The organism is Actinoplanes sp. NPDC049598 (assembly GCF_040675435.1).
In the GTDB taxonomy this organism is placed as follows: domain Bacteria; phylum Actinomycetota; class Actinomycetes; order Mycobacteriales; family Micromonosporaceae; genus Actinoplanes.
Map to the genome: position 1 here is coordinate 323047 of NZ_JBFAOX010000004.1, position 18799 is coordinate 341845.

Sequence of the window (18799 nt, forward strand, 5' to 3'; positions counted from 1 at the left end):
GATCCTCATGAACACCGGAGTTCTGTCACCCGAGGCGCGCACGGCCGCCCTGGCCGGCATGGCCGCCGACGAGCTCGACGTGCTGGTCGTCGGCGGTGGCGTGGTCGGCGCGGGCGCGGCCCTCGACGCGGCCACCCGCGGGCTGTCGGCCGGCCTGCTCGAGGCCCGCGACTTCGCCAGCGGCACGTCCAGCCGGTCCAGCAAGCTGATCCACGGCGGCCTGCGCTACCTGGAGATGCTCGACTTCGGCCTGGTCCGCGAGGCGCTGCGCGAGCGGGGGCTGCTGATCCAGCGGCTGGCGCCCCACCTCGTACGGCCGGTGCCCTTTCTTTATCCGCTCCGGCACCGGGCCTGGGAGCGGCTCTACATGGGCGCCGGCCTGGCCCTGTACGACACGCTGGCGCTGTCCGGGTGGGGCGCGGGGCTGCCGCATCACCGGCACCTGAGCCGGACCGAGGCGCTCAAGGCGTTCCCGGCGCTCAAGCCGGACTCGCTGGTCGGGGCCATCCGGTACTTCGACGCCCAGGTCGACGACGCCCGGCACACCATGTTCCTGGTGCGCACGGCGGTGGCGTACGGGGCCCAGGTCGCCGCCCGGACCGAGGTGACCGGATTCCTGCGGGAGGGGCGCCGGGTCGTCGGCGTCCGGGCCCGCGACAACGAGACGGGGGCCGAGTTCGAGATCCGGGCCAAGACGGTGATCAACGCGACCGGGGTGTGGACCAGCGACATCCAGTCGTTGATGAAGGGCGAACGCGGCCAATTCAAGATCACGGCCTCCAAGGGGATCCACCTCGTCGTGCCGCGCGACCGGATCAGCGGGACCACCGGCATGATCCTGCGCACCGCGACCAGCGTGCTGTTCGTGATCCCGTGGGACCGGCACTGGATCGTCGGCACCACCGACACCCCGTGGGACCTCGACAAGGAGCACCCGTCGGTCTCCGCCCGCGACGTCGACTACCTGCTCGACGAGGTCAACAAGGCCCTCGCGACGCCGCTGACCCGCGAGGACGTGCAGGGCGTGTACGCGGGCCTGCGCCCCCTGCTCTCGGCGGACGCGGCCAGCACGGCCAAGCTGTCCCGCGAGCACGCGGTCGACCGGCTCGCGCCCGGCCTCGTGCTGGTGGCGGGTGGCAAGTACACGACGTACCGGGTGATGGCCAAGGACGCGGTCGACGCCGCCGTGGCCGACCTCGACACCCGCGTGCCGGCGTCCTGCACGGAGCAGGTCCCGCTGCTGGGCGCGGCCGGCTACCGGGCTGCGTGGAACCGGCGGGGCCAGCTCGGCCGGCGGTCGGGCCTGGGACAGGACCGGGTGGAGCACTTGCTCAAGCGGTACGGAACTTTGGCCGACGAACTGCTCGCGATGGTCGCCGCCGATCCGGCGCTGGGCGAGCCGCTGGCCGGCGCGCCCGACTATCTGACGGCCGAGGTGCTGTACGCGGTCACCCACGAGGGGGCCCGGCATCTGGACGACGTGCTGACCCGCCGCACCCGCATCTCCATCGAGACCCCGGACCGCGGCGTCACGGCCGCCCGCGCCGCGGCCGGGCTGATCGCAGTCCCGCTCGGCTGGTCCCGGGCCGACACGGAGAAGGAGATCGCCCGCTACGAGTCGCGCGTGGCGGCCGAACTGGCCGCCCAGGACCAGCCCGACGACGAGACCGCCGACGCGACCCGCCTCGCGGCGGTGTGAAAGGCGCCGAGCACCGACAGGCCCGGATCCTCGCGGAGATCAACCGCACGGGTGGGGCCCGGATCGCCGACCTGAGCCGGTGCCTCGGCGTCTCCGAAGTGACCGCGCGACGCGATGTCGAGGTCCTGGCCCAGCGGGGTCTGGTCACGCGGGTGCGTGGTGGGGCGATGGCGCGGGCGGCCGGGTCGGCGGTCACGAGCCGGCCGCCGGTCGCCGGGCGGCGAGCGAAGGCGGCCATCGCCCGCAGCGCCGCCCAGCTCGTTCAGCCCGCTCAGGCGGTCGGGCTGCTGGCCGGCGGCATCACCACCCTGGTGGCCCGCGAATTGCTGGGTGTGCCGGGCCTGAACGTGGTCACCAACGCCATCCCGATCGCCGACGCTTTTCACCGTGCGGGTCCGCCGGGTCAGATGGTGCTGCTGCTCGGCGGGGTCCGCACCCGGTCGGGGGCGCTGGCCGGGCCGCTGACCGAGCGGGCCGCGGCCGGGCTCAACCTCGACGTGGTCTTCGTCGGCGCGCACGGCATGGCCGTGGGCTCCGGCTTCACCACGCCGGACACCGCCGAGGCCCGCACCGGCGCCGCGCTGATCGCGGCCGCGCGCCGCGCCGTGGTGGTGGCCGACCACGGTAGATGGGGCGTCAGCAGCGCCGCCCTGATCGCCCCGCTCGAGCGCGCCGACGTGGTCGTGACCGACGCCGGGCTGGCCGAGCGGGCGCAGTCGGTCCTGCGCCGGCGGGTCGGCCGGCTGATCGTCGCGGAGGTCGGCTGACCCGCCCGGCCGGGCTACTTGCGCCATCGCGCGGGCGCTCGGGGGTCAGGCCGAGTCGCGCCAGACGACGGGGGAGGGGAGCAGGACGCCGCGCTGGGGGATCTGCTCGCCCTTGAGCTGGCGGAGCACCAGGTCGGCGGCGTGCGCGCCCAGGTCGGCGGCCGGCTGGTGGACTGTGGACAGGTGGGGGCGGGTGCGGGTGGCCCAGGAGCTGTCGTCGAAGCCGACCACGCCGACGTCCTCGGGGACGCTGCGGCCGGCCTCGCGCAGCGCTTCCAGGGCGCCGGCGGCGACCGCGTCGGAGGCGGCGAAGACGCCGTCGAGGTCCGGGTCGCGCTCCAGGAGCGTTCGCATGCCCTTGGCGCCGCAGGCGAAGTCGTAGAGCGGGACCTCGGCCACCAGGTTGTCGTCGAAGAGCGGGCCGAGGGCCCGCCGGAAGCCGGCCAGGCGGTCGGCGCCGGAGTCGCGGTCGACGGCGGCGGCGATCATGCCGACGCGGCGGCGGCCGGTGGCGAGCAGGCGGGTGGTGATCTCCTCGGCCGAGGCCAGGTTGTCGATGCCGACGTACGGGATCTCGGCGCGCAGGTCGCGCGGGTGGCCGATGAAGACCGAGGGCAGGGCCAGGCCGCCGACCACCTGGATGATCGGGTCGTGGCTGCGGGCCGAGACGATGATCGCGCCGTCGACGAAGCCGCCGCTCAGGTAGCGGGTGATCCGGGCGGTGTCGCGTTCGGAGTCGACGACCAGGTTGACCATCTGGAAGTCGGCGGCGGACAGGGTGGCGTTGGCGCCGAGCAGGATGCCGCCGATGTTGGGGTCCTCCAGGAACAGCGAGTGCGGCTCGAGGACGATGAAGCCGACCGCGTGGGAGCGCTGCATGACCAGGTTGCGGGCGGCCGTGTTGGGCACGTAGCCGACCTGGCGGATGGCCTCCTCGATGGCGTCGCGGGCCGCCGCCGACACGTAGCCACCGTTCAGCACGCGGCTCACGGTGCCGCGGGAGACCCCGGCCGCGGCCGCGATGTCGTGCACGGTTGCTCGTTTGCCGGGTTTGTTCGGCAGTCCTGGCGAGCTCACGTGATCAGCCTAGCTTTTCGCCCTTGACGGTGACCTTCAACAAACCTAGTGTGTGCACGTTCACACATTCGAGCCGGTGATTTTACCCATCGGAAATGTGTGCACGTGCACAGACAAAGGAGAGCCTGTGATCACTCTGGGGTGCGACTACAACCCGGAGCAGTGGCCGGCCGAGGTGTGGGCCGAGGACGCCGCGCTGATGAGGGCCGCGGGCATCAATCTGGTCGCCGTCAACATCTTCGGCTGGTCGGACCTGGAACCGCGGGCCGGCGAATACGACTTCAAGCAGCTCGACCGGATCGTCGAGCTGCTGCACCAGAACGACATCCGGATCAACCTGGGCACGGCGACCGCGTCCCCGCCGCCGTGGCTGGCCGCCCGCCACCCGGAGATCCTGCCCATGGCGGCCGACGGCACCCGCCGCTACCCGGGCGGCCGGCAGGCCTGGTGCCCGAGCTCGCCGGTCTTCCGCGAGCACGCCCTGGCCCTGGTCGAGCAGGTGGCCCAGCGCTACGGCGGGCACCCGGCGCTGGCCCTGTGGCACGTCTCGAACGAGCTCGGCTGTCACAACGCGCTCTGTTACTGCGACGCCAGCGCGCAGCGTTTCCGGGCCTGGCTGACCGATCGTTACGAGACCGTCGAGGCCCTGAACGCCGCGTGGGGCACCTCGTTCTGGAGCCAGCGCTACGGCGCGTGGTCGGAAGTGCTGCCGCCGCGGGCCGCGCTGTCGCTGCGCAACCCGGCCCAGATGCTCGACTTCCACCGGTTCTCCTCGGACGAGCTGCTCGGTCACTACGAGGCCGAGGCGGCGGTGCTGCGCCGGCACTCGAGCGTCCCGGTGACCACGAACTTCATGGTCACCGCGCACATCCGCAACATGGACTACTGGCGCTGGGCTCCGTGGATGGACGTCATCGCCAACGACCACTACCTGGACCACCGCCTCGGGCACCCGGCGGCCGAGCTCAGCTTCGCGGCCGACCTGACCCGCGGCCTGGCCGGCGGCCGGCCGTGGATGCTGATGGAGCAGTCCACCGGCGCGGTCAACTGGCAGCCGGTCAACCTGGCCAAGGCGCCGGGCGAGATGCTGCGCAACACCCTCACCCACGTGGCCCGGGGCGCCGACGCGGTGTGCTTCTTCCAGTGGCGGGCCTCGGCCCAGGGCAGCGAGAAGTTCCACTCGGCGCTGCTGCCGCACGCGGGCACCGACACCGAGCAGTGGCGCGAGGTCCTCGAACTGTCGTCGACGGTCGAGAAGCTCGCCGAGGTGGCCGGCTCGACCGTGCGTACGGACACGGCGGTGATCTTCAGCTGGGAGGCCTGGTGGGCGGCCGAACAGGAGGGCCGGCCGTCGACCGCGGTCAACTACCTCGACCAGGTGCACGCCGTGCACGGGGGACTGCGGGATCTGGGCGTCACGGCCGACGTGATCAGCCCGGACGGCGACCTGTCGGCGTACAGCCTCGTGGTTGTCCCTTGCCTCTACCTGGTCACCGACGAGCAGGCCGCGGCCCTGACGAAGCACGTGGAACGGGGCGGCCGTCTTCTCGTCACGTTCTTCAGCGGCATCGCCGACGGTGACGACCGGATCCGGCCCGGCGGCTATCCGGGCGCGTTCCGTGACCTGCTCGGCGTCACCGCCGAGGAGTTCGTGCCGCTCACCCCGGGCACGACGGTGACGCTCGACAACGGCGGCCGCGCCGGTTTGTGGACGGAGCGGCTGCGGACCACCACCGCGAAGACCGAGGCCCGGTACGTCGACGGCCCGCTGCCCGGCGTTCCGGCGATCACCCGCAACGGCAACGCCTGGTACATCGCGACCGCCCTCGACCCGGACGCGATGCGCGCCGTGCTCAAGGAGATCACCGGGGCCCAGGAGACCGAGGGCGAGGTGGTCCGGCGGCAGAGCGACGACCACACGTACGTCTTCGTCATCAACCACGGCGAGCACGAGATCGAGCACGAGGTCACCGGGTGCGACCTGATCACCGGGGACGAGGTGCGCGGCCGGCTGCGGGTGCCACCCGGAGGCGTACGCGTCGTGCGGGAGGAGCCGCGGCCGTGAGAAAGGCGATCCTGTTCTTCATCGCGCCCTTCGGCGTCCTGTTCACGCTCTTCTACCTGATCCCGATCGGCTACGCGGTCTGGCAGTCGCTGTTCACCGTGGAGCGCACCGGCACGTTCGGCCCGGCCCGCGAGGTCTTCGGCGGTCTGACGCAGTACCGGCAGGTCTTCGACGACGGGCCGTTCTGGCAGTCGGTCGGGCGCGTCCTGCTCTTCGGTGTCGTGCAGGTGCCGGTCATGCTCGGCCTGGCGCTGTTCCTGGCCCTGCTGCTCGACTCCGGCCTGGTCAAGGGGCGGCGGTTCTTCCGCCTGGCCTACTTCCTGCCGTACGCGGTGCCGGGCGTGGTCGCCGCGATCATGTGGGGCTATCTCTACTCGCCCAACCTGTCGCCGTTCACCGCGGTCACCTCGAACGCCGACCTGCTCTCGCCGAGCCTGGTCCTGTGGGCGCTGGCCAACGTTGTGACCTGGGTCTACGTCGGTTACAACATGCTGATCATCTACTCGGCGCTGCTGGCCGTGCCAGCCGAGATCTACGAGGCGGCCAAGCTCGACGGGGCCGGCGTGTTCCGTACGGCCTGGTCCATCAAGATCCCGATGGTGATGCCGGCGATCGTGCTGACCACGGTCTTCTCGATCATCGGCACGCTCCAGTTGCTGGCCGAGCCTCAGGTGTTCCGCAGTTTCAGCTCGGCCGTCTCCAGCACGTACACCCCGAATTTGACCGTGCTGAGCGCCGCCGGCATCCCGAACTTCCACCTGGCCGCCGCGTTCTCCGTGGTGCTGGCCCTGGCGACGTTCGTGCTGTCGTTCTCCTTCCTCAAGTTCACCCAGCGCAAGGGCGTGCAGTGATGGCCGGCTTCAGGGTCCCGCGGTACGCCGCCATGCTGGTCATGGCCGTCTTCACGCTCTACTTCCTGACCCCGTTGTGGTGGCTGTTCGTCGCCTCCGGCAAGAAGGACGGCCAGGTCACCGAGGGTCGTGCGCTGCTGCCGGACAACTTCGCGCTCGGTGACAACCTGGCCGGCCTGTTCCGCTACAACGACGGCGTCTTCCTGCGCTGGATGCTCAACTCCATCGCCTACACCGTCGGGGCGGCCGCGCTCGGCACCCTGCTGGCCGGCATGTGCGGTTACGCCCTGGCCAAGTACGTGTTCCGCGGCCGGGAGCTGATCTTCAACCTCGTGCTCGGCGGCGTGCTCGTGCCGGCCACCGCGCTCGCCCTGCCGCTGTTCCTGATGTTCAGCCAGGCCGAGCTGGCCAACACGTTCTGGTCGGTCTTCCTGCCCAGCCTGGTCAACCCGTTCGGCGTCTACCTGGGCCGGATCTACGCCGCCGCCAGCGTCCCGGACGAGCTGCTGGAAGCAGCCCGGATCGACGGTTCCGGCGAGGTGCGTTCCTTCTTCACCCTGGCCGTACGCCTGATGGCGCCGGCCTTCGTGACGATCTTCCTTTTCCACTTCGTGGCGGTCTGGAACAACTTCATGCTGCCGCTCATCATGCTCGGCAACGAGCGGCTGTTCCCCGTCACCCTCGGTCTCTACTCGTGGAACTCCCAGGTCAACCAGCATCCGGAGCTGCGCGCCCTGGTCCTGGTCGGAGCGTTCGTCTCGATCGTTCCGATGGTCATCGCATTTCTCTCCCTTCAGCGCTTCTGGCGCAGCGGCCTGGGTGCCGGCTCTCTTAAATAGGAGGAATCATGCGCATTCGCGCGGGCTCTGTCGCAGTTCTTCTAGCTTTGTCATTGGGCGCGTGTTCATCCGATTCGCCGGACTCCGCCCCGGCGGCGGCCGCTTCGTGCGCCCCGGCGAGCGGCCCGGTCACCCTGACCTACACGACCTGGATCCCCAACATCGAGAAGGTCGTCGACGTCTGGAACAAGGCCAACCCCGACATCCAGGTCAAGGTGCAGACCGGCCCGAACGGCAACGGCGGCACCTACGCCAACTTCTTCAACCAGCTCAAGGCCGGCAACGCGCCCGACCTCGGCCACATCGAGTACGACGCGCTGCCCAGCTTCCGCGTCCAGGACGGCCTGACCGACCTCGGCGGCTGCGACATCGTCACCCAGTCGCAGAGCAAGTTCATCGACTGGACCTGGAACCAGGTCACCTTCGGCGAGCAGGGCCACGTCTACGGCATCCCGCAGGACGCGGGCCCGATGGCGCTGTTCTACCGCAAGGACCTGTTCGAGAAGAACAACATCCCGGTCCCGGCGACCTGGGAGGAGTACGCGGCGGCGGCCGAGAAGGTGAAGGCCGCGGGCGGCTACATCACCAACTTCTCGCAGAGCGACATCAACCAGTTCGCCGGCCTGGTCTGGCAGGCCGGCGGCCACTGGTTCGCCAACGACGGCTCCAACTGGACCGTCTCGATGACCGATGACGCCAGCAAGAAGGTCGCCGGCTACTGGCAGGGCCTGATCGACAAGAAGCAGGTCTCCTCGGTGCCGCCCTGGACCCCCGAGTGGGACAACGCGTACAACTCCAGCAGCGCCTGGACCTGGGTCTCGGCCGTGTGGGGGGCCAACTCCATCCTGGCCGGCGCGCCGAAGACCTCCGGCAAGTGGGCGGTCGCCCCGATGCCGCAGTGGACCGCGGGGGAGAAGGTGGCCGGCAACTGGGGCGGCTCGTCCACCGCGGTCTTCAAGAACTCCAAGCACCCGTACGAGGCAGCCAAGTTCGCGCTCTGGCTGAACACCTCCACCGAGGCCCTGACCCTGCTGAACAAGGAAGCCCAGCTCTACCCGGCGACCAAGGAGGGCGCGTCGCTGCCGGCCCTGAAGGAGGGCGTCCCCTTCTACGGCAACCAGCCCATCTACGACGTCTTCGCCGAGGCCTCGACCCAGGTGAAGCCCGACTTCACCTGGGGCCCGACGATGACCAAGACCTACGCCGACGCCTCCGACGGCTTCAAGAAGGCCGTCACCGGCCAGGGCACGCTCGTCCAGGCCCTCGAGGCGGCCCAGACGAGCACGATCGCCACCCTGAAGTCCCAGTCGATCCCGGTCAAGGAGTGACCGCGGCGCGGTGAGCCTCCCCCATCTCAGGCGGGGAAGCTCACCGCGGCCGGGGTGCCGCGGTTGGTGGTGGTGCCGTCGGCCAGTTGGCCGGCGGCGTTGTAGCCCCAGCACCAGAGGCTGTCGTCGGTGCGGATCGTGCAGGCGTGGTAGGCCACGGCGAAGTCGCGCGTGGCGGCGGAGCCGGCGGACGTCGGCGCGTACCGGTTGGTGGTCGTGCCGTCGCCGACCTGGCCGGCCGAGTTGTTGCCCCAGCACCACAGGGTGTTGTCGGTGCGGGTCGCGCAGGTGGTGTCGAAGGCGGCGTCGACGGCGGTCCAGGCGGCGCCGGAGCCGATCTGCAGGGGCGACCGCTGGAAGGTGACGTTGGCGCCGAGCTGGCCGTAGCCGTTCTCGCCCCAGCACCAGAGGGTGCGGTCGGTGCGGACGGCGCAGGTGTAGGCGTACCCCGTGGTGACCTGCGACCAGGTGGTGGCCGTGCCGACCTGGGCCGGGGTCGTGGTGTAGGCGACGGCGCCGAGGCCGAGCTGGCCGCTGCTGCTGTCGCCCCAGCACCACAGCGTGCCGTCGGTGCGGGTGGCGCAGGTGTGCCCGAAGCCGGTGGCGACGCTCGCCCAGGTGCTCGCCGTGCCGACCCGGACCGGGGTGGTCGCGTAGTAGTCGGCGCTGCCGGTGCCCAGCTGCCCGAGCCGGTTGAAGCCCCAGCACCACAGGCTGCCGTCGGTGCGGACGCCGCACGTGTGCGCGTCCCCGGCGCTGACCGAGGCCCAGGCGGTGGCGGTGCCGACCTGGACGGGGGAGGTGCGGTTGGTGGTCGTGCCGTCGCCGAGCTGGCCGCGGCGGTTGCTGCCCCAGCACCAGAGCGAGCGGTCGGTGCGGGTGGCGCAGGTATGGCTGGTCCCGGCGTCCACGGCGGCCCAGTTGGAAGCGCTTCCGGCCCGGACCGGGGCCGTACGGCCGGTGGTCGTGCCGTCCCCCACCTGACCGCTGCCGTTGCCACCCCAGCACCACAGAGAGCCGCTCCTGATCGCACAGGAGTGCAGATAACCCGCGGCCACCTGGGAGGCCGGGCCGGCGGCGACCGCGGCGCCGCTCATGATTCCGAGGGCGCCCGCCACGAGCGCGACCATGACTACGAACCGTTTCCACACCATGGCAAGAACGTTACGGGAGCGCTCCCATACATTCAAGATTGTGATTGGAAGGAAGCGGTTCCGGTCCGCTCGGCCACGACGCTCCGATTGCGGCCGGCGGCCTTGGCCGCGTAGAGAGCCGCGTCGGCGCGGGCGATCAACTCGTCCGACGTCTCGGTGGCGTCCCAGGCGGCGATGCCGGCGGAGAACGTCTGGCCGGCGGGCGTCACCGGCCGCAGGCGCTCGATGGCCGCGGCCGCCGTGTCGACGTCGGTGCCGGGCAGCAGCAGGATGAACTCCTCGCCGCCGTAGCGGGCCAGGATGTCCGACTGGCGCAACACCCCCAGCCACGCGGCGGCGGCCTCCCGGAGAAGCTGGTCACCGGCCGGGTGGCCGTACGTGTCGTTGAATCTCTTGAAGTGGTCCAGGTCGACCATGCCGACGCTGACCGGGTGCCCGCTGTGCCGGGCCTGCTCGAGCACCCGGGGCAGCTCGCCGGTCCAGGCCCGCCGGTTGGGTAGACCGGTCAGCTCGTCGCGGCGGGCCAGCTCGCGGACCTGGTCGGTCTGCCGGCCGACGAAGCGCAGCAGCACGGTCAGCCGGGTGACGACCAGGATCGACATGATGGTCGAGCCGGTCGCGATGGCCGCGCCGTGCTGGAACGAGCCCCGCGACATCTGCAGCACGAGCACGGCCGGCGCCATGAGCAGCGCCAGCAGCAACATCGACATGAGCGGGATGCCCGGCGGCCGGGGCGTGGCGGTGGCGCGCTGCTCGTCGGTGGTGGTGGTGTGCCGTACCGCGTATCCGAGGATCACGAACCCGGCGAAGTAGACGACGTCGATGCCGCGTTCCACCCAGCCGGGCACGACGCGGTCGCCGACGATCAGCCAGACGAGGTCACCGGCCAGGAAGGTGAGCAGGCCGGTGGCCAGCCAGGGCGGGGTCAGGCCCCGGCGCCCGCGGCGGGCGCCGGTGGAGTTGCCGCTGCGGACCAGGATCAGCGCCAAGAAGATCAACAGCAGATCCCCGACCAGGTACGCCACCCGGACGAGCTGCCCGAAAACGGTGTAGGCGTCGTCGCGCAGGGCCGGCTCGATCGCGTACACCCAGGCCAGCACGCCGATGCCGGCGGTGATGGTGGCCGCGTCGAGCAGGGCCGGCCGGATCAGCGGGGGCGGCCAGCGGCGGATCATCAGCCCGATGCTGATCAGCACGGCCGGGTAGAACACCAGATAGAACGCGTCGGCCACGGTGGGGTACGAGTCGTTGCCGGCGATGGTCAACGGCACCACCGCGACGCCGTTGGCGAAGATGCCCAGCGCGAGCAGGTGCCAGGGGGCCCGGGCGGTGCGGGGCAGCCGGCGGGCGGCGGTCACGACGGCCGCCACGGGGCCGAGCGTGATGACGACCGCCCAGCCCGCCGCGGGCCATCCCCCGAGCGGCAGCGCGAGATATCCGAGGATGGTCAGCACCATCCCGGCGGCGTACCCGCGCCATGACCGCACCCTCCTAGCCTGGCCGAGACCGCCCCGCCCCGTCCGGCGACTTAGAGAAACTCGCTGCGGTAGGTCGAGGCCAGCTCGCCCGCCCGGCGGCGGCGCTCGGCCATCTCGTCCGGGGAGAGCGACGGGGGCGGGGCGTCCCAGCCGGCCACCTCGTCGCCGATCCGCGTGAAGTACTCGTCCTGGCCGGCCGGGGTGCACATGCAGAGCATGCGAGCCGGGGCGCCGGAGACGTTGCGGAAGTTGTGCGGGGCGTTGGCCGGGATGTTGACCGTGGTGCCGGCCCTGGCCACGTGCTTCTCGCCGCGGAAGGTGAACTCGATCTCGCCTTCGAGGATCGTGAACATCTCCTCGAAGTCGTGCCGGTGCGGCGGCGGGCCACCGCCGTCCGGGACGCGCATGTCGATCAGGCAGTACTGCCCGTTGGTCTGCTCGCCGGTGATCAGCATGGCGTAGGTGTTACCGACCAGCGAGATGAACTTCGTGCCGGGGTCGTCCGGGCTCGCGATGGTCAGTGATCGGGCCGGGTCGTCGTCGGGGATCATGCGGATCTCTCCTTCGGTGCAGGTCAGGCGAAGATGATGGTCTTGCCGCTGGGCAGCTTGCCCTCGGCGGCGTCGGCGTGCAGGGTGGCCAGCTCGGCCAGCGGCACCCGCGAGGCGATCTCGACCCGCAGCTCACCCTGGTCGACCAGACCGGCCAGCTGGGCCAGCTGGGCGGCGTCGCTGCGGACGAAGAGGTTGATGCCGCGCACGCCGCGCGCCTCGTCGGACGGGGCGGGCATCCAGACCGTGGTGTTGACCAGGACGCCGCCGTCGCGGATCAGCGGGACCAGCGCGGCCAGCCGCTCCGGGGCGACCGGGGCGAGGTTGAGCACCGCGTCGACCGGCTCGCCGACGGTGATCGCGGTGGGGTCGAGCACCTCGTCGGCCTGGACCTTGCCGCTGGTGCGGGCGCTGGCGACGCCGATGACGTGGGCGCCGGCCCGCTTGGCCAGCTGCACCGCGTAGTCGCCGACCGCCCCGCCGGCGCCGTTGATCAGGATGCGCTGACCGGCCTTGAGCCCGGCGTGCTCGAACAGCGCCTGCCACGCGGTCAGGGCGACGATCGGCAGCGCGGCCGCGTCGGCCAGCGGGATGCTCTTCGGCGCGGGCGTCAGCACCTCGGCCGGGGCGAGTACGTACTCGGCGGCGGCGCCGGGCTTGTCCATCGGCAGGAAGCCGATCACCTGGTCGCCCACCTGGACGCTGGTGACGCCCTCGCCGAGCGCCTCGACCGTGCCGGCGACGTCGATGCCCGGGGTGTGCGGCAGCGTGACCGGGATCGGGCCCTGCATGAAGCCGCCGCGGATGTTGGCGTCGACCCCGTTGAACGAGGTCGCGGCGACCTTGACCAGCACCTGGCCGGCGCCGGGGGTGGGCTGCTCCACGTCCTCGTAACGCAGGACGCTCGGGTCGCCGTACTCGTGGAAACGCACTGCCTTCATGACGACTCTCCTTGGCTTGTTGCTTCGAACTCGAAGCACTTCTTGACAATACCTCGCTTCGAATTCGAAGCAATAGGCTTACGGTGTGAGCGCGCTCACCAGTTGCAGCCGCCCCGTGGGGTCGGCCGAGTACGCGGCCCGGATCTCCGCCGCGAACACCCGGCCCCGCGCGCCGTGATCCTCCTCCGGGAACAGGTAGCGGGTCGTCGGCTCACCGGTGAACCAGCGGTAGACCAGGTAACGCGACATCCCGGTGAACCGGGTGTAGTCGCCGAGCAGGGCCACCGCCGGCCGGGTCTGCAACAGGGTCTCGCCGAACCGGGACATCACGATCGCCGGCATGTCCGAGAGGCGTTCGATGATGCGCATCATCATCGGGCTGATGTGGTCGTCCCGCAGGATCCGCTGCGGCGCGGAGAACCCGCCCAGGTGGAAAAGATGATCCCGCTCGGTCAGGCTCAGGTGCAGCGCCCGGGCGAGCGAGGCCAGCATCTGCTCGGACGGCATCGGCCCCCGCTGCTGCTCGATCCGCCCGAGGTAGTCGGCCGACATGCCGGCCAGCGCGGCCACCTCCTCACGCCGCAGACCCCCGGTCCGGCGCCGCGGCCCCCGGGGAAGCCCGACGTCCTCCGGCTGCAGCGCCTCACGCCGCGCCCGCAGAAAGTCGGCCAGTTGCGCCCGGTCCATCTCTCGCCCTCCCCGTTCGTTGGATCAAGCATCGCGCGCCCGGCCGCCCCGGAGAAGGCCGCCGTTATCCAAGGACAAGTTGTCCCTGTTTGACGTCGGCGTAGCGGGGAGGTCTCCGGGGTACCCGAGCGCCGTGATGTGGCAGCGCTTACGGCGCCGGGTCGGCTGGCTCGACCATCTGATCAGGGCCGGGCGGCGGTACGACGAGGCCGACGGCGGCCGGCTCGCCGCGGCGGTGACTTACTACTCGTTCTTCGCCGCGTTCTCGCTCGGCCTGCTGGGCTTCGCGGTCTTCGGGTTCGTGCTGGACGACCCGGCGGTGCTGCGCGCGGTGGAACGCTACGTCGCCGAGAACCTGCCGTACGTCGACGTGCGGACGTGGCGCGACGCCCGGGACACGGCCGGCGTCATCGCGTTCATCGGCCTGCCGGTCACGGCCTGGTTCTGGGCCGACGTGCTGCGCTCGTCCATCCGCAAGATCTGGGAGCTGCCCGAGTACCCGGGCCGGTTCGTCGTCCGCGTGCTCGTCGACCTGGTCATGCTGGCCGGGCTGGGCGTCCTGCTGATCGCCTCGCTGCTGGTGGCCTACGTGACCACGGAGGCGGCCAACCGGCTGGTCGCCGTGTCGCCGTGGCTGCCCGCCACGGTCGGGCTCCTGCTGGCCATCGGGGTCAACACCGTGCTGGCGGCGGGCATGCTGACCGCGCTGCCGCGGCTGCGGATGCGGTTGCGCCGCGTCCTGGGACCGGCCGTCCTGGTCGCGCTCGGCCTGGAACTCCTCAAGACCCTGGGCCGGCTGTACGTCCGTAGCACCGAGGCGAATCCCGCCTATCACCTCGTCGCCGGCTCGGTCGGGCTGCTGATCTTCCTCAGCGCCGTCAACCAGATGGTCCTGTTCGCCGCCGCCCTGACCGCGACCAGCACCACCGGCCACCCGGACGACCTGGCCACCGACGACGGCGACGCGACGGCGGTGCAGCCGGACGATCCCCCGGAATGAGTGGACCGGTCGCGGGTACGCCCGCGCGATGACCACGAAGGACGACCCGAGACCATTGCCGCTGCGAGGTCACCGGCCCGCGCTGGACGGGATCCGGGCCTTCGCGGTCCTGTCCGTGGTGCTGTTCCACGCCGGGGTGGCCTGGCAAGTCGACGGCCTGCGGGTCCGCAGCGACGGGCTGCACTACACCCCGTCCGGCGTCCAGCAGGTCATCGCCCCGTGGCTGCTGCCCAAGCTGGCCGCCATCGCCACGGGCGCCCCCTAGCCGAGCGGGAACCGCGTGCCGGTGAGCTCTTCGGAGAGGGACCACAGGCGCGTGGCCAGCTGTGCGTCGCGGGCGGTGGCGGAGCGGTTGATCAGCTCGGGGGCGCCGCGCATGTGGGCGAGGCGGCTCGGGCCGGTGAAGCTGTCGCCGGGGAGGTCCTCGGTGGCGGCGTAGAGGACGGGGAGGGCGCCCTGCTCGGGGCTCTGGCCGAGGGTGCGGACCATCAGGTTGGCCATCGGGCCGGCGTCGGTGTAGATCTCGCTGCGGACCAGGCCCGGATGGGCGGCGAGGGCGCGCACCTTGGAGCCGGCCGCGTCCAGGCGGCGCTGCAGCTCGGCGGTGAACAGCATGTTGGCCAGCTTGGAGCGGTTGTAGGCGGCGGTCTGGCGGTACCGGTGGCGCTCGTTGTTCGGGTCGTCGAGGTCGAGACGGCCCATCCGCTCGGCCTGCGAGGCCACCGTCACCACCCGGTCGGTGATCTGCGGCAGCAGCAGGTTGGTCAGCGCGAACGGCCCCAGGTGGTTGGTGCCGAACTGCATCTCGAACCCGTCGGCGGTGCGGCGCAGCTCCGGCACGGAGACGCCGGCGTTGTTGACGAGCAGGTCGATCGGGCCGGCCCAGCCGTCGGCGAAGGCGCGCACGGCGGCGAGGTCGGCGAGGTCCAGCCGGCGGACCTCGGTGCGGCCCGGGATCGTGGCGGCGGCGGCCCGGCCCTTGTTCAGGTCGCGGACGGCGAGCACGACGTGGGCGCCGGCGGTGGCCAGGGCGCGGGCGGTGGCCAGGCCGACGCCCGAGTTGGCGCCGGTGACGATGGCCGTGCGGCCGGACAGGTCGTTCATGACGGGCTCCCCAGGTGATTGCACTCAGTGGCATCACCGTACGCCCGTGATGCCACTGAGTGCAATCACGTAGGCTGGCCGTCATGGCGAGATGGGAACCCGGCGCGGAGGAACGCCTGCGGGAGGCGGCGCTGCTGCTCTTCGACGAGCAGGGCTTCGAGAAGACGACCGTCGCCCAGATCGCCGAGCGGGCCGGCCTCAACCGGCGCACGTTCTTCCACCACTTCGCCGACAAGCGCGAGGTGGTCTTCGCCGGCCAGGAGACCTCGGACGAGCTCATCGCGACCGCCATCCGCACCCAGCCCGAGGGGGTGCCGCCGCTGCCCGCCGCCGTGGCCGGGCTCGCCCACGCCGCCGACACCCTCTACGAGCAGTACCGCGAGGGCGCCGTCCTGCTCGGCCGGGTCATCGCCGCCAGCCCCGAACTGCGGGAACGCGAGCTGGTCAAACGCGCCGCCCTGGCCGACACGATCGCCGCCGCCCTCCGCGCCCGCGACACCAATGAGCCGGCCGCGGCCGTCGCCGCCTGGACCGCGGTCGCCATCTTCTTCGTCGCCCGCAACCACTGGAACCAGCCGGGCAACAACCGCACGCTGGCCGACCTGATGACCGCGACGCTCGAGAACTACCTGACCACGGCGGAAGGCCGACCCGGAGGAGTGCTGTGAGTCACAGAACCGTAGTTCTGAGAAGTACGCTTCTGTAGACGAAAGGCCGGGAAGCGTCATCGCTTCCCGGCCTTTCATGCATGGGTTATCTCGTGGTGAAGCGGATGACGTCGGTGCGGAGGATGTCGCCGGAGACCTTCACGGCCTTGAAGGTGTGCTGCTTGTTCTTCAGGTTGGCGACGCTGAAGAGGGTTTGCTGGGTGGTTCGGGTGGCGCTGTTGGTGTTGACCCGCTTGGCCAGGGCGCCGTCGATGTAGATGTCGACCAGGCCCTGGTCGGGGGCGGTGGCGGTGATCCAGTCGACGCCGGTGCCGGTGAAGGTGTAGGTGACGGCGTCGCCGTTCTTCGTGGTGGCGTGGATGTCGTCCAGGTAGTCGCCGCGGAAGGAGAAGTCGAGCCGGGTCGCGCCGACCGGGCGGGTGGCCAGGTAGGCCGAGCGCAGCGTGACGGTGGAGCCCGACACGGTGTAGTCGGTGCCCTCCTTGAGCCCGGTGATGCCGAGGAAGCCGGACTGCAGCAGCTTGACCTGGATGTCGGCCGGGGCCTTCTTGTCGAACGACGCCGTGGGCGGGTCGAGCAGGCTGGGCTGCAGCACGTCGATGCGGTCGAGCAGCATGAAGGAGCCGGACTTCTTGACCGCCATCAAGGTGTGGCTGCCGTTGGGCAGGTCGTTGACCGAGAAGACGGCTTGCTGGGACAGGCGGGGCTCGCCCTCGGCGCGGCCCGCGTTGACCGTCTTGACGAGGGTGCCGTCAAGGTAGATGTCGACCTCGCCCTGGGAGCTGTCCATCTCGGTGACGTACGAGACGCCGGTGCCGGTGAACGTGTACTGGAACGAGTCGCCGTTGCGTTCGGTGTAGTGCACGTTGTCGTTGTAGTCATCGAGGCCGCGGCCGGTGCTCTGTGACCAGGTGCCGGCGTAGGCGATGCCCGTGTCGTTGTCGTCGTGGGTGATGATGCGGACCGGGCCGCTGGTCGCCGGCGGGGCCGGGGTGCCGGTGTCGGTGACCGTCAGGTCGAGCGGCTGCGACGTGGCGGCGACCTCCTTGCCGCCGTTGCGGGTCCAGTCGCCCTGATAGCCGACGCGCAGGGCGTCGTCGTTGACGGCCACCTTGGCCCCGGGCTGCGGGGTCACCTTCAGCAGGCGTACGCCATGGATCGGCACGGTGTCCGCGGTGAAGGAGCCGGTGAACCTGCCCAGATCCTTGCGCGCCCACAGGTCGCGGACGGTGGCGGCGCCGGTCAGGCCGAAGTCGGCGAAGGTGGCGGTGATGTCCTTGTCGGTGCGGCCCAGGTTGAACAGGGCCACGGTGTAGCTGCCGTCCGGGTTGAGCGCATACCAGATCGGCTGCTGCGCGGTCGCCGAGACCGGGCGGGCGGGGGTGCCGGCCTGGTCGACCGCGATCACCTCGGGGTTGGTGAGCAGGCTCAGGCCGTACGGGTCGAGCTTGGTCAGGTCGTTGCCGAGGTAGAGAGGGGCGGCCGAGATCGCCCACAGGGTCATCGCAGTGCGCCGCTCGTCCTGGGTCAGGCCGTCCATGCTGCCGTTGCCGACGTTGAGCGAGTCGAGGTCGTTCCAGCCGCCGTTGCCGCCGTGGCGCCACCAGGTGGCCAGGTCGGGGAAGAGCCGGGCGATGTTCTGCCACTGGGTGAGCGCCTCGTTGGCGCAGTAGCACTCGACGTCCCAGTCGATCCGCCAGCCGTTGGCCTTGGAGCGCCAGTAGTCGGCGTACTTGGGGTCCAGCGCCCAGGACAGCTCGAACCAGATCTTGTGCTTCTTGAGCGCGGACGACCAGGCGGCGACGTCGTCGCGGGCGTCGAGCGACAGGTCGCTGATGCCCGAGCCGGGGGTGACGCTGTCGAACTTGACGAAGTTGACGCCCCACTTCGCGAAGTTGTCGACGATCGAGTCGATGTACTTCTGCGAGCACGGGTTGGTGAAGTCGAGCCGGTAGCCGATGTTCCAGTAGTCGGCCTGCTGGATCGGCTGCTTGACGATGTCGTGGGTGGTGCAGCCGGGCGCGCCGGCGATCGGCAGGCTCGCGTTGTAGATCTCGGGGGAGATGCCCGGGATCATGTACAGCCCGAACTTCTGGCCGTTCTTGTGGACGTGGTCGATGACCTTCTGCAGACCCTGCGGGTAGAGCGTGGCGCTGGGCTTGGGGCGGCCGTTGGCGTCGACCCCGTCGTTCCAGCCGGCGTCGACGTTGATGTAGTTGTATCCGTACTTCTGCAGCTTGCTCTTCATCGCGTCCGACTGCTTGATCAGCTGGTCGGCGGTGATCCACTTACCGTTGCCGGAGTAGACCTGCATGCTGTAGCTGCTCCACCCCATGTAGGGCTTGACCGCCCATGGGTCCGGAGTGGAGGCGGACGGCCCCTCGGCGGTCGTGGTGACCGGGCCGGGCAGCGCCCGTGCCGCGGGGGGCGGGCTCGGCCTGGGGCCGGTGGCGGCTTGCGCGGCGGTAGCGCTCGCGCTCAGGGCCAGCAGCATCGTCGCGCCGAGGACGGCGGCGAGACGAGCGTGGGGACGGGTCACGGAAAAGACCTCCTGGTCAGAGCGGGGAGGCGGCACAGAGTGGGCCGAGCC

17 protein-coding genes are annotated in these 18799 nt (G+C 70.9%); 9 read left to right on the forward strand and 8 right to left on the reverse strand.

What is annotated here, in order from left to right; all coding sequences use genetic code 11:
- The first annotated feature begins 7 nt into the window (after positions 1-7).
- Together AB0J66_RS12700 and AB0J66_RS12705 are read left to right on the forward strand one after the other, a co-directional pair.
- Positions 8-1699, forward strand: coding sequence for a glycerol-3-phosphate dehydrogenase/oxidase (locus tag AB0J66_RS12700; protein WP_364659189.1), 1692 nt, complete (start codon positions 8-10; stop codon positions 1697-1699).
- Entirely contained in the window at positions 1696-2466 is a 771-nt protein-coding gene (locus AB0J66_RS12705) for a DeoR/GlpR family DNA-binding transcription regulator (protein ID WP_364659190.1), read from the forward strand. Before AB0J66_RS12700 ends, AB0J66_RS12705 begins: the two co-directional genes overlap by 4 nt.
- Positions 2467-2511: 45 nt before the next feature.
- On the opposite strand, the gene AB0J66_RS12710 is transcribed toward AB0J66_RS12705, so the two are convergent.
- Positions 2512-3543 carry a LacI family DNA-binding transcriptional regulator gene (locus AB0J66_RS12710; RefSeq protein WP_364659192.1) on the reverse strand — a complete coding sequence of 344 codons (1032 nt, stop codon included), beginning with the start codon at positions 3541-3543 and terminating at the stop codon, positions 2512-2514.
- Between the two features lie 127 nt (positions 3544-3670).
- Here AB0J66_RS12710 and AB0J66_RS12715 point away from each other — a divergent pair, with 127 nt between their 5' ends.
- Genes AB0J66_RS12715 through AB0J66_RS12730 form a run of 4 tightly spaced genes read left to right on the forward strand, consistent with a single transcriptional unit; the run spans position 3671 to position 8626 of the window.
- Positions 3671-5608 carry a beta-galactosidase gene (locus AB0J66_RS12715; RefSeq protein WP_364659194.1) on the forward strand — a complete coding sequence of 646 codons (1938 nt, stop codon included), beginning with the start codon at positions 3671-3673 and terminating at the stop codon, positions 5606-5608.
- On the forward strand, positions 5605-6459 hold the full coding sequence (locus AB0J66_RS12720) for a sugar ABC transporter permease (RefSeq protein ID WP_364659196.1): 855 nt from the start codon (positions 5605-5607) through the stop codon (positions 6457-6459). Before AB0J66_RS12715 ends, AB0J66_RS12720 begins: the two co-directional genes overlap by 4 nt.
- On the forward strand, positions 6459-7298 hold the full coding sequence (locus AB0J66_RS12725) for a carbohydrate ABC transporter permease (RefSeq protein ID WP_364659198.1): 840 nt from the start codon (positions 6459-6461) through the stop codon (positions 7296-7298). The genes AB0J66_RS12720 and AB0J66_RS12725 overlap by 1 nt, the downstream gene beginning before the upstream one ends.
- A gap of 53 nt (positions 7299-7351) precedes the next feature.
- On the forward strand, positions 7352-8626 hold the full coding sequence (locus tag AB0J66_RS12730) for an extracellular solute-binding protein (RefSeq protein WP_364659200.1): 1275 nt from the start codon (positions 7352-7354) through the stop codon (positions 8624-8626).
- A gap of 26 nt (positions 8627-8652) precedes the next feature.
- Here the strand turns inward: AB0J66_RS12730 and AB0J66_RS12735 are convergent, their stop codons facing one another.
- The 5 genes from AB0J66_RS12735 to AB0J66_RS12755 form a co-directional block, all read right to left on the reverse strand.
- Positions 8653-9780, reverse strand: coding sequence for a hypothetical protein (locus tag AB0J66_RS12735; protein ID WP_364659202.1), 1128 nt, complete (start codon positions 9778-9780; stop codon positions 8653-8655).
- 32 nt (positions 9781-9812) lie between these two features.
- Positions 9813-11267 (reverse strand): GGDEF domain-containing protein, encoded by a 1455-nt coding sequence (locus AB0J66_RS12740; RefSeq protein ID WP_364659204.1) that lies wholly within the window; start codon positions 11265-11267, stop codon positions 9813-9815.
- A 41-nt stretch (positions 11268-11308) separates the two neighbouring features.
- Positions 11309-11809, reverse strand: a complete 501-nt coding sequence (locus AB0J66_RS12745) for a cupin domain-containing protein (protein WP_364659206.1) — start codon at positions 11807-11809, stop codon at positions 11309-11311.
- A gap of 23 nt (positions 11810-11832) precedes the next feature.
- Positions 11833-12750: an NADP-dependent oxidoreductase gene (locus AB0J66_RS12750; RefSeq protein ID WP_364659208.1), complete on the reverse strand. Its 918-nt coding sequence runs from the start codon at positions 12748-12750 to the stop codon at positions 11833-11835.
- Positions 12751-12828: 78 nt separating this feature from the next.
- On the reverse strand, positions 12829-13437 hold the full coding sequence (locus AB0J66_RS12755; RefSeq protein WP_364659210.1) for a helix-turn-helix domain-containing protein: 609 nt from the start codon (positions 13435-13437) through the stop codon (positions 12829-12831).
- 136 nt (positions 13438-13573) lie between these two features.
- On the opposite strand from AB0J66_RS12755, the gene AB0J66_RS12760 reads away from it, so the two are divergent.
- Together AB0J66_RS12760 and AB0J66_RS12765 are read left to right on the forward strand one after the other, a co-directional pair.
- On the forward strand, positions 13574-14437 hold the full coding sequence (locus AB0J66_RS12760) for a YhjD/YihY/BrkB family envelope integrity protein (RefSeq protein WP_364659478.1): 864 nt from the start codon (positions 13574-13576) through the stop codon (positions 14435-14437).
- A 28-nt stretch (positions 14438-14465) separates the two neighbouring features.
- Positions 14466-14702, forward strand: coding sequence for a hypothetical protein (locus AB0J66_RS12765; RefSeq protein ID WP_364659211.1), 237 nt, complete (start codon positions 14466-14468; stop codon positions 14700-14702).
- On the opposite strand, the gene AB0J66_RS12770 is transcribed toward AB0J66_RS12765, so the two are convergent.
- Positions 14699-15541 carry an oxidoreductase gene (locus AB0J66_RS12770; protein ID WP_364659213.1) on the reverse strand — a complete coding sequence of 281 codons (843 nt, stop codon included), beginning with the start codon at positions 15539-15541 and terminating at the stop codon, positions 14699-14701. The two genes, AB0J66_RS12765 and AB0J66_RS12770, sit on opposite strands and share 4 nt — an antisense overlap.
- Before the next feature lie 83 nt (positions 15542-15624).
- Here AB0J66_RS12770 and AB0J66_RS12775 point away from each other — a divergent pair, with 83 nt between their 5' ends.
- Positions 15625-16209 (forward strand): helix-turn-helix domain-containing protein, encoded by a 585-nt coding sequence (locus AB0J66_RS12775; RefSeq protein WP_364659215.1) that lies wholly within the window; start codon positions 15625-15627, stop codon positions 16207-16209.
- 85 nt (positions 16210-16294) lie between these two features.
- Here AB0J66_RS12775 and AB0J66_RS12780 read toward each other — a convergent pair whose 3' ends face one another.
- Positions 16295-18748 carry a X2-like carbohydrate binding domain-containing protein gene (locus AB0J66_RS12780; RefSeq protein ID WP_364659217.1) on the reverse strand — a complete coding sequence of 818 codons (2454 nt, stop codon included), beginning with the start codon at positions 18746-18748 and terminating at the stop codon, positions 16295-16297.
- Positions 18749-18799 lie beyond the last annotated feature (51 nt).

What these genes read in the sequence shown, in the direction of transcription:
- AB0J66_RS12700 (WP_364659189.1), top strand. Translation starts at nt 8, where the DNA reads ATGAACACCGGAGTTCTGTCACCCGAGGCGCGCACGGCCGCCCTGGCC.
- AB0J66_RS12725 (WP_364659198.1), top strand. Translation starts at nt 6,459, where the DNA reads ATGGCCGGCTTCAGGGTCCCGCGGTACGCCGCCATGCTGGTCATGGCC.
- AB0J66_RS12735 (WP_364659202.1), bottom strand. Translation starts at nt 9,780, where the DNA reads ATGGTGTGGAAACGGTTCGTAGTCATGGTCGCGCTCGTGGCGGGCGCC.
- AB0J66_RS12745 (WP_364659206.1), bottom strand. Translation starts at nt 11,809, where the DNA reads ATGATCCCCGACGACGACCCGGCCCGATCACTGACCATCGCGAGCCCG.
- AB0J66_RS12750 (WP_364659208.1), bottom strand. Translation starts at nt 12,750, where the DNA reads ATGAAGGCAGTGCGTTTCCACGAGTACGGCGACCCGAGCGTCCTGCGT.
- AB0J66_RS12755 (WP_364659210.1), bottom strand. Translation starts at nt 13,437, where the DNA reads ATGGACCGGGCGCAACTGGCCGACTTTCTGCGGGCGCGGCGTGAGGCG.
- AB0J66_RS12760 (WP_364659478.1), top strand. Translation starts at nt 13,574, where the DNA reads ATGTGGCAGCGCTTACGGCGCCGGGTCGGCTGGCTCGACCATCTGATC.
- AB0J66_RS12765 (WP_364659211.1), top strand. Translation starts at nt 14,466, where the DNA reads ATGACCACGAAGGACGACCCGAGACCATTGCCGCTGCGAGGTCACCGG.
- AB0J66_RS12770 (WP_364659213.1), bottom strand. Translation starts at nt 15,541, where the DNA reads ATGAACGACCTGTCCGGCCGCACGGCCATCGTCACCGGCGCCAACTCG.
- AB0J66_RS12775 (WP_364659215.1), top strand. Translation starts at nt 15,625, where the DNA reads ATGGCGAGATGGGAACCCGGCGCGGAGGAACGCCTGCGGGAGGCGGCG.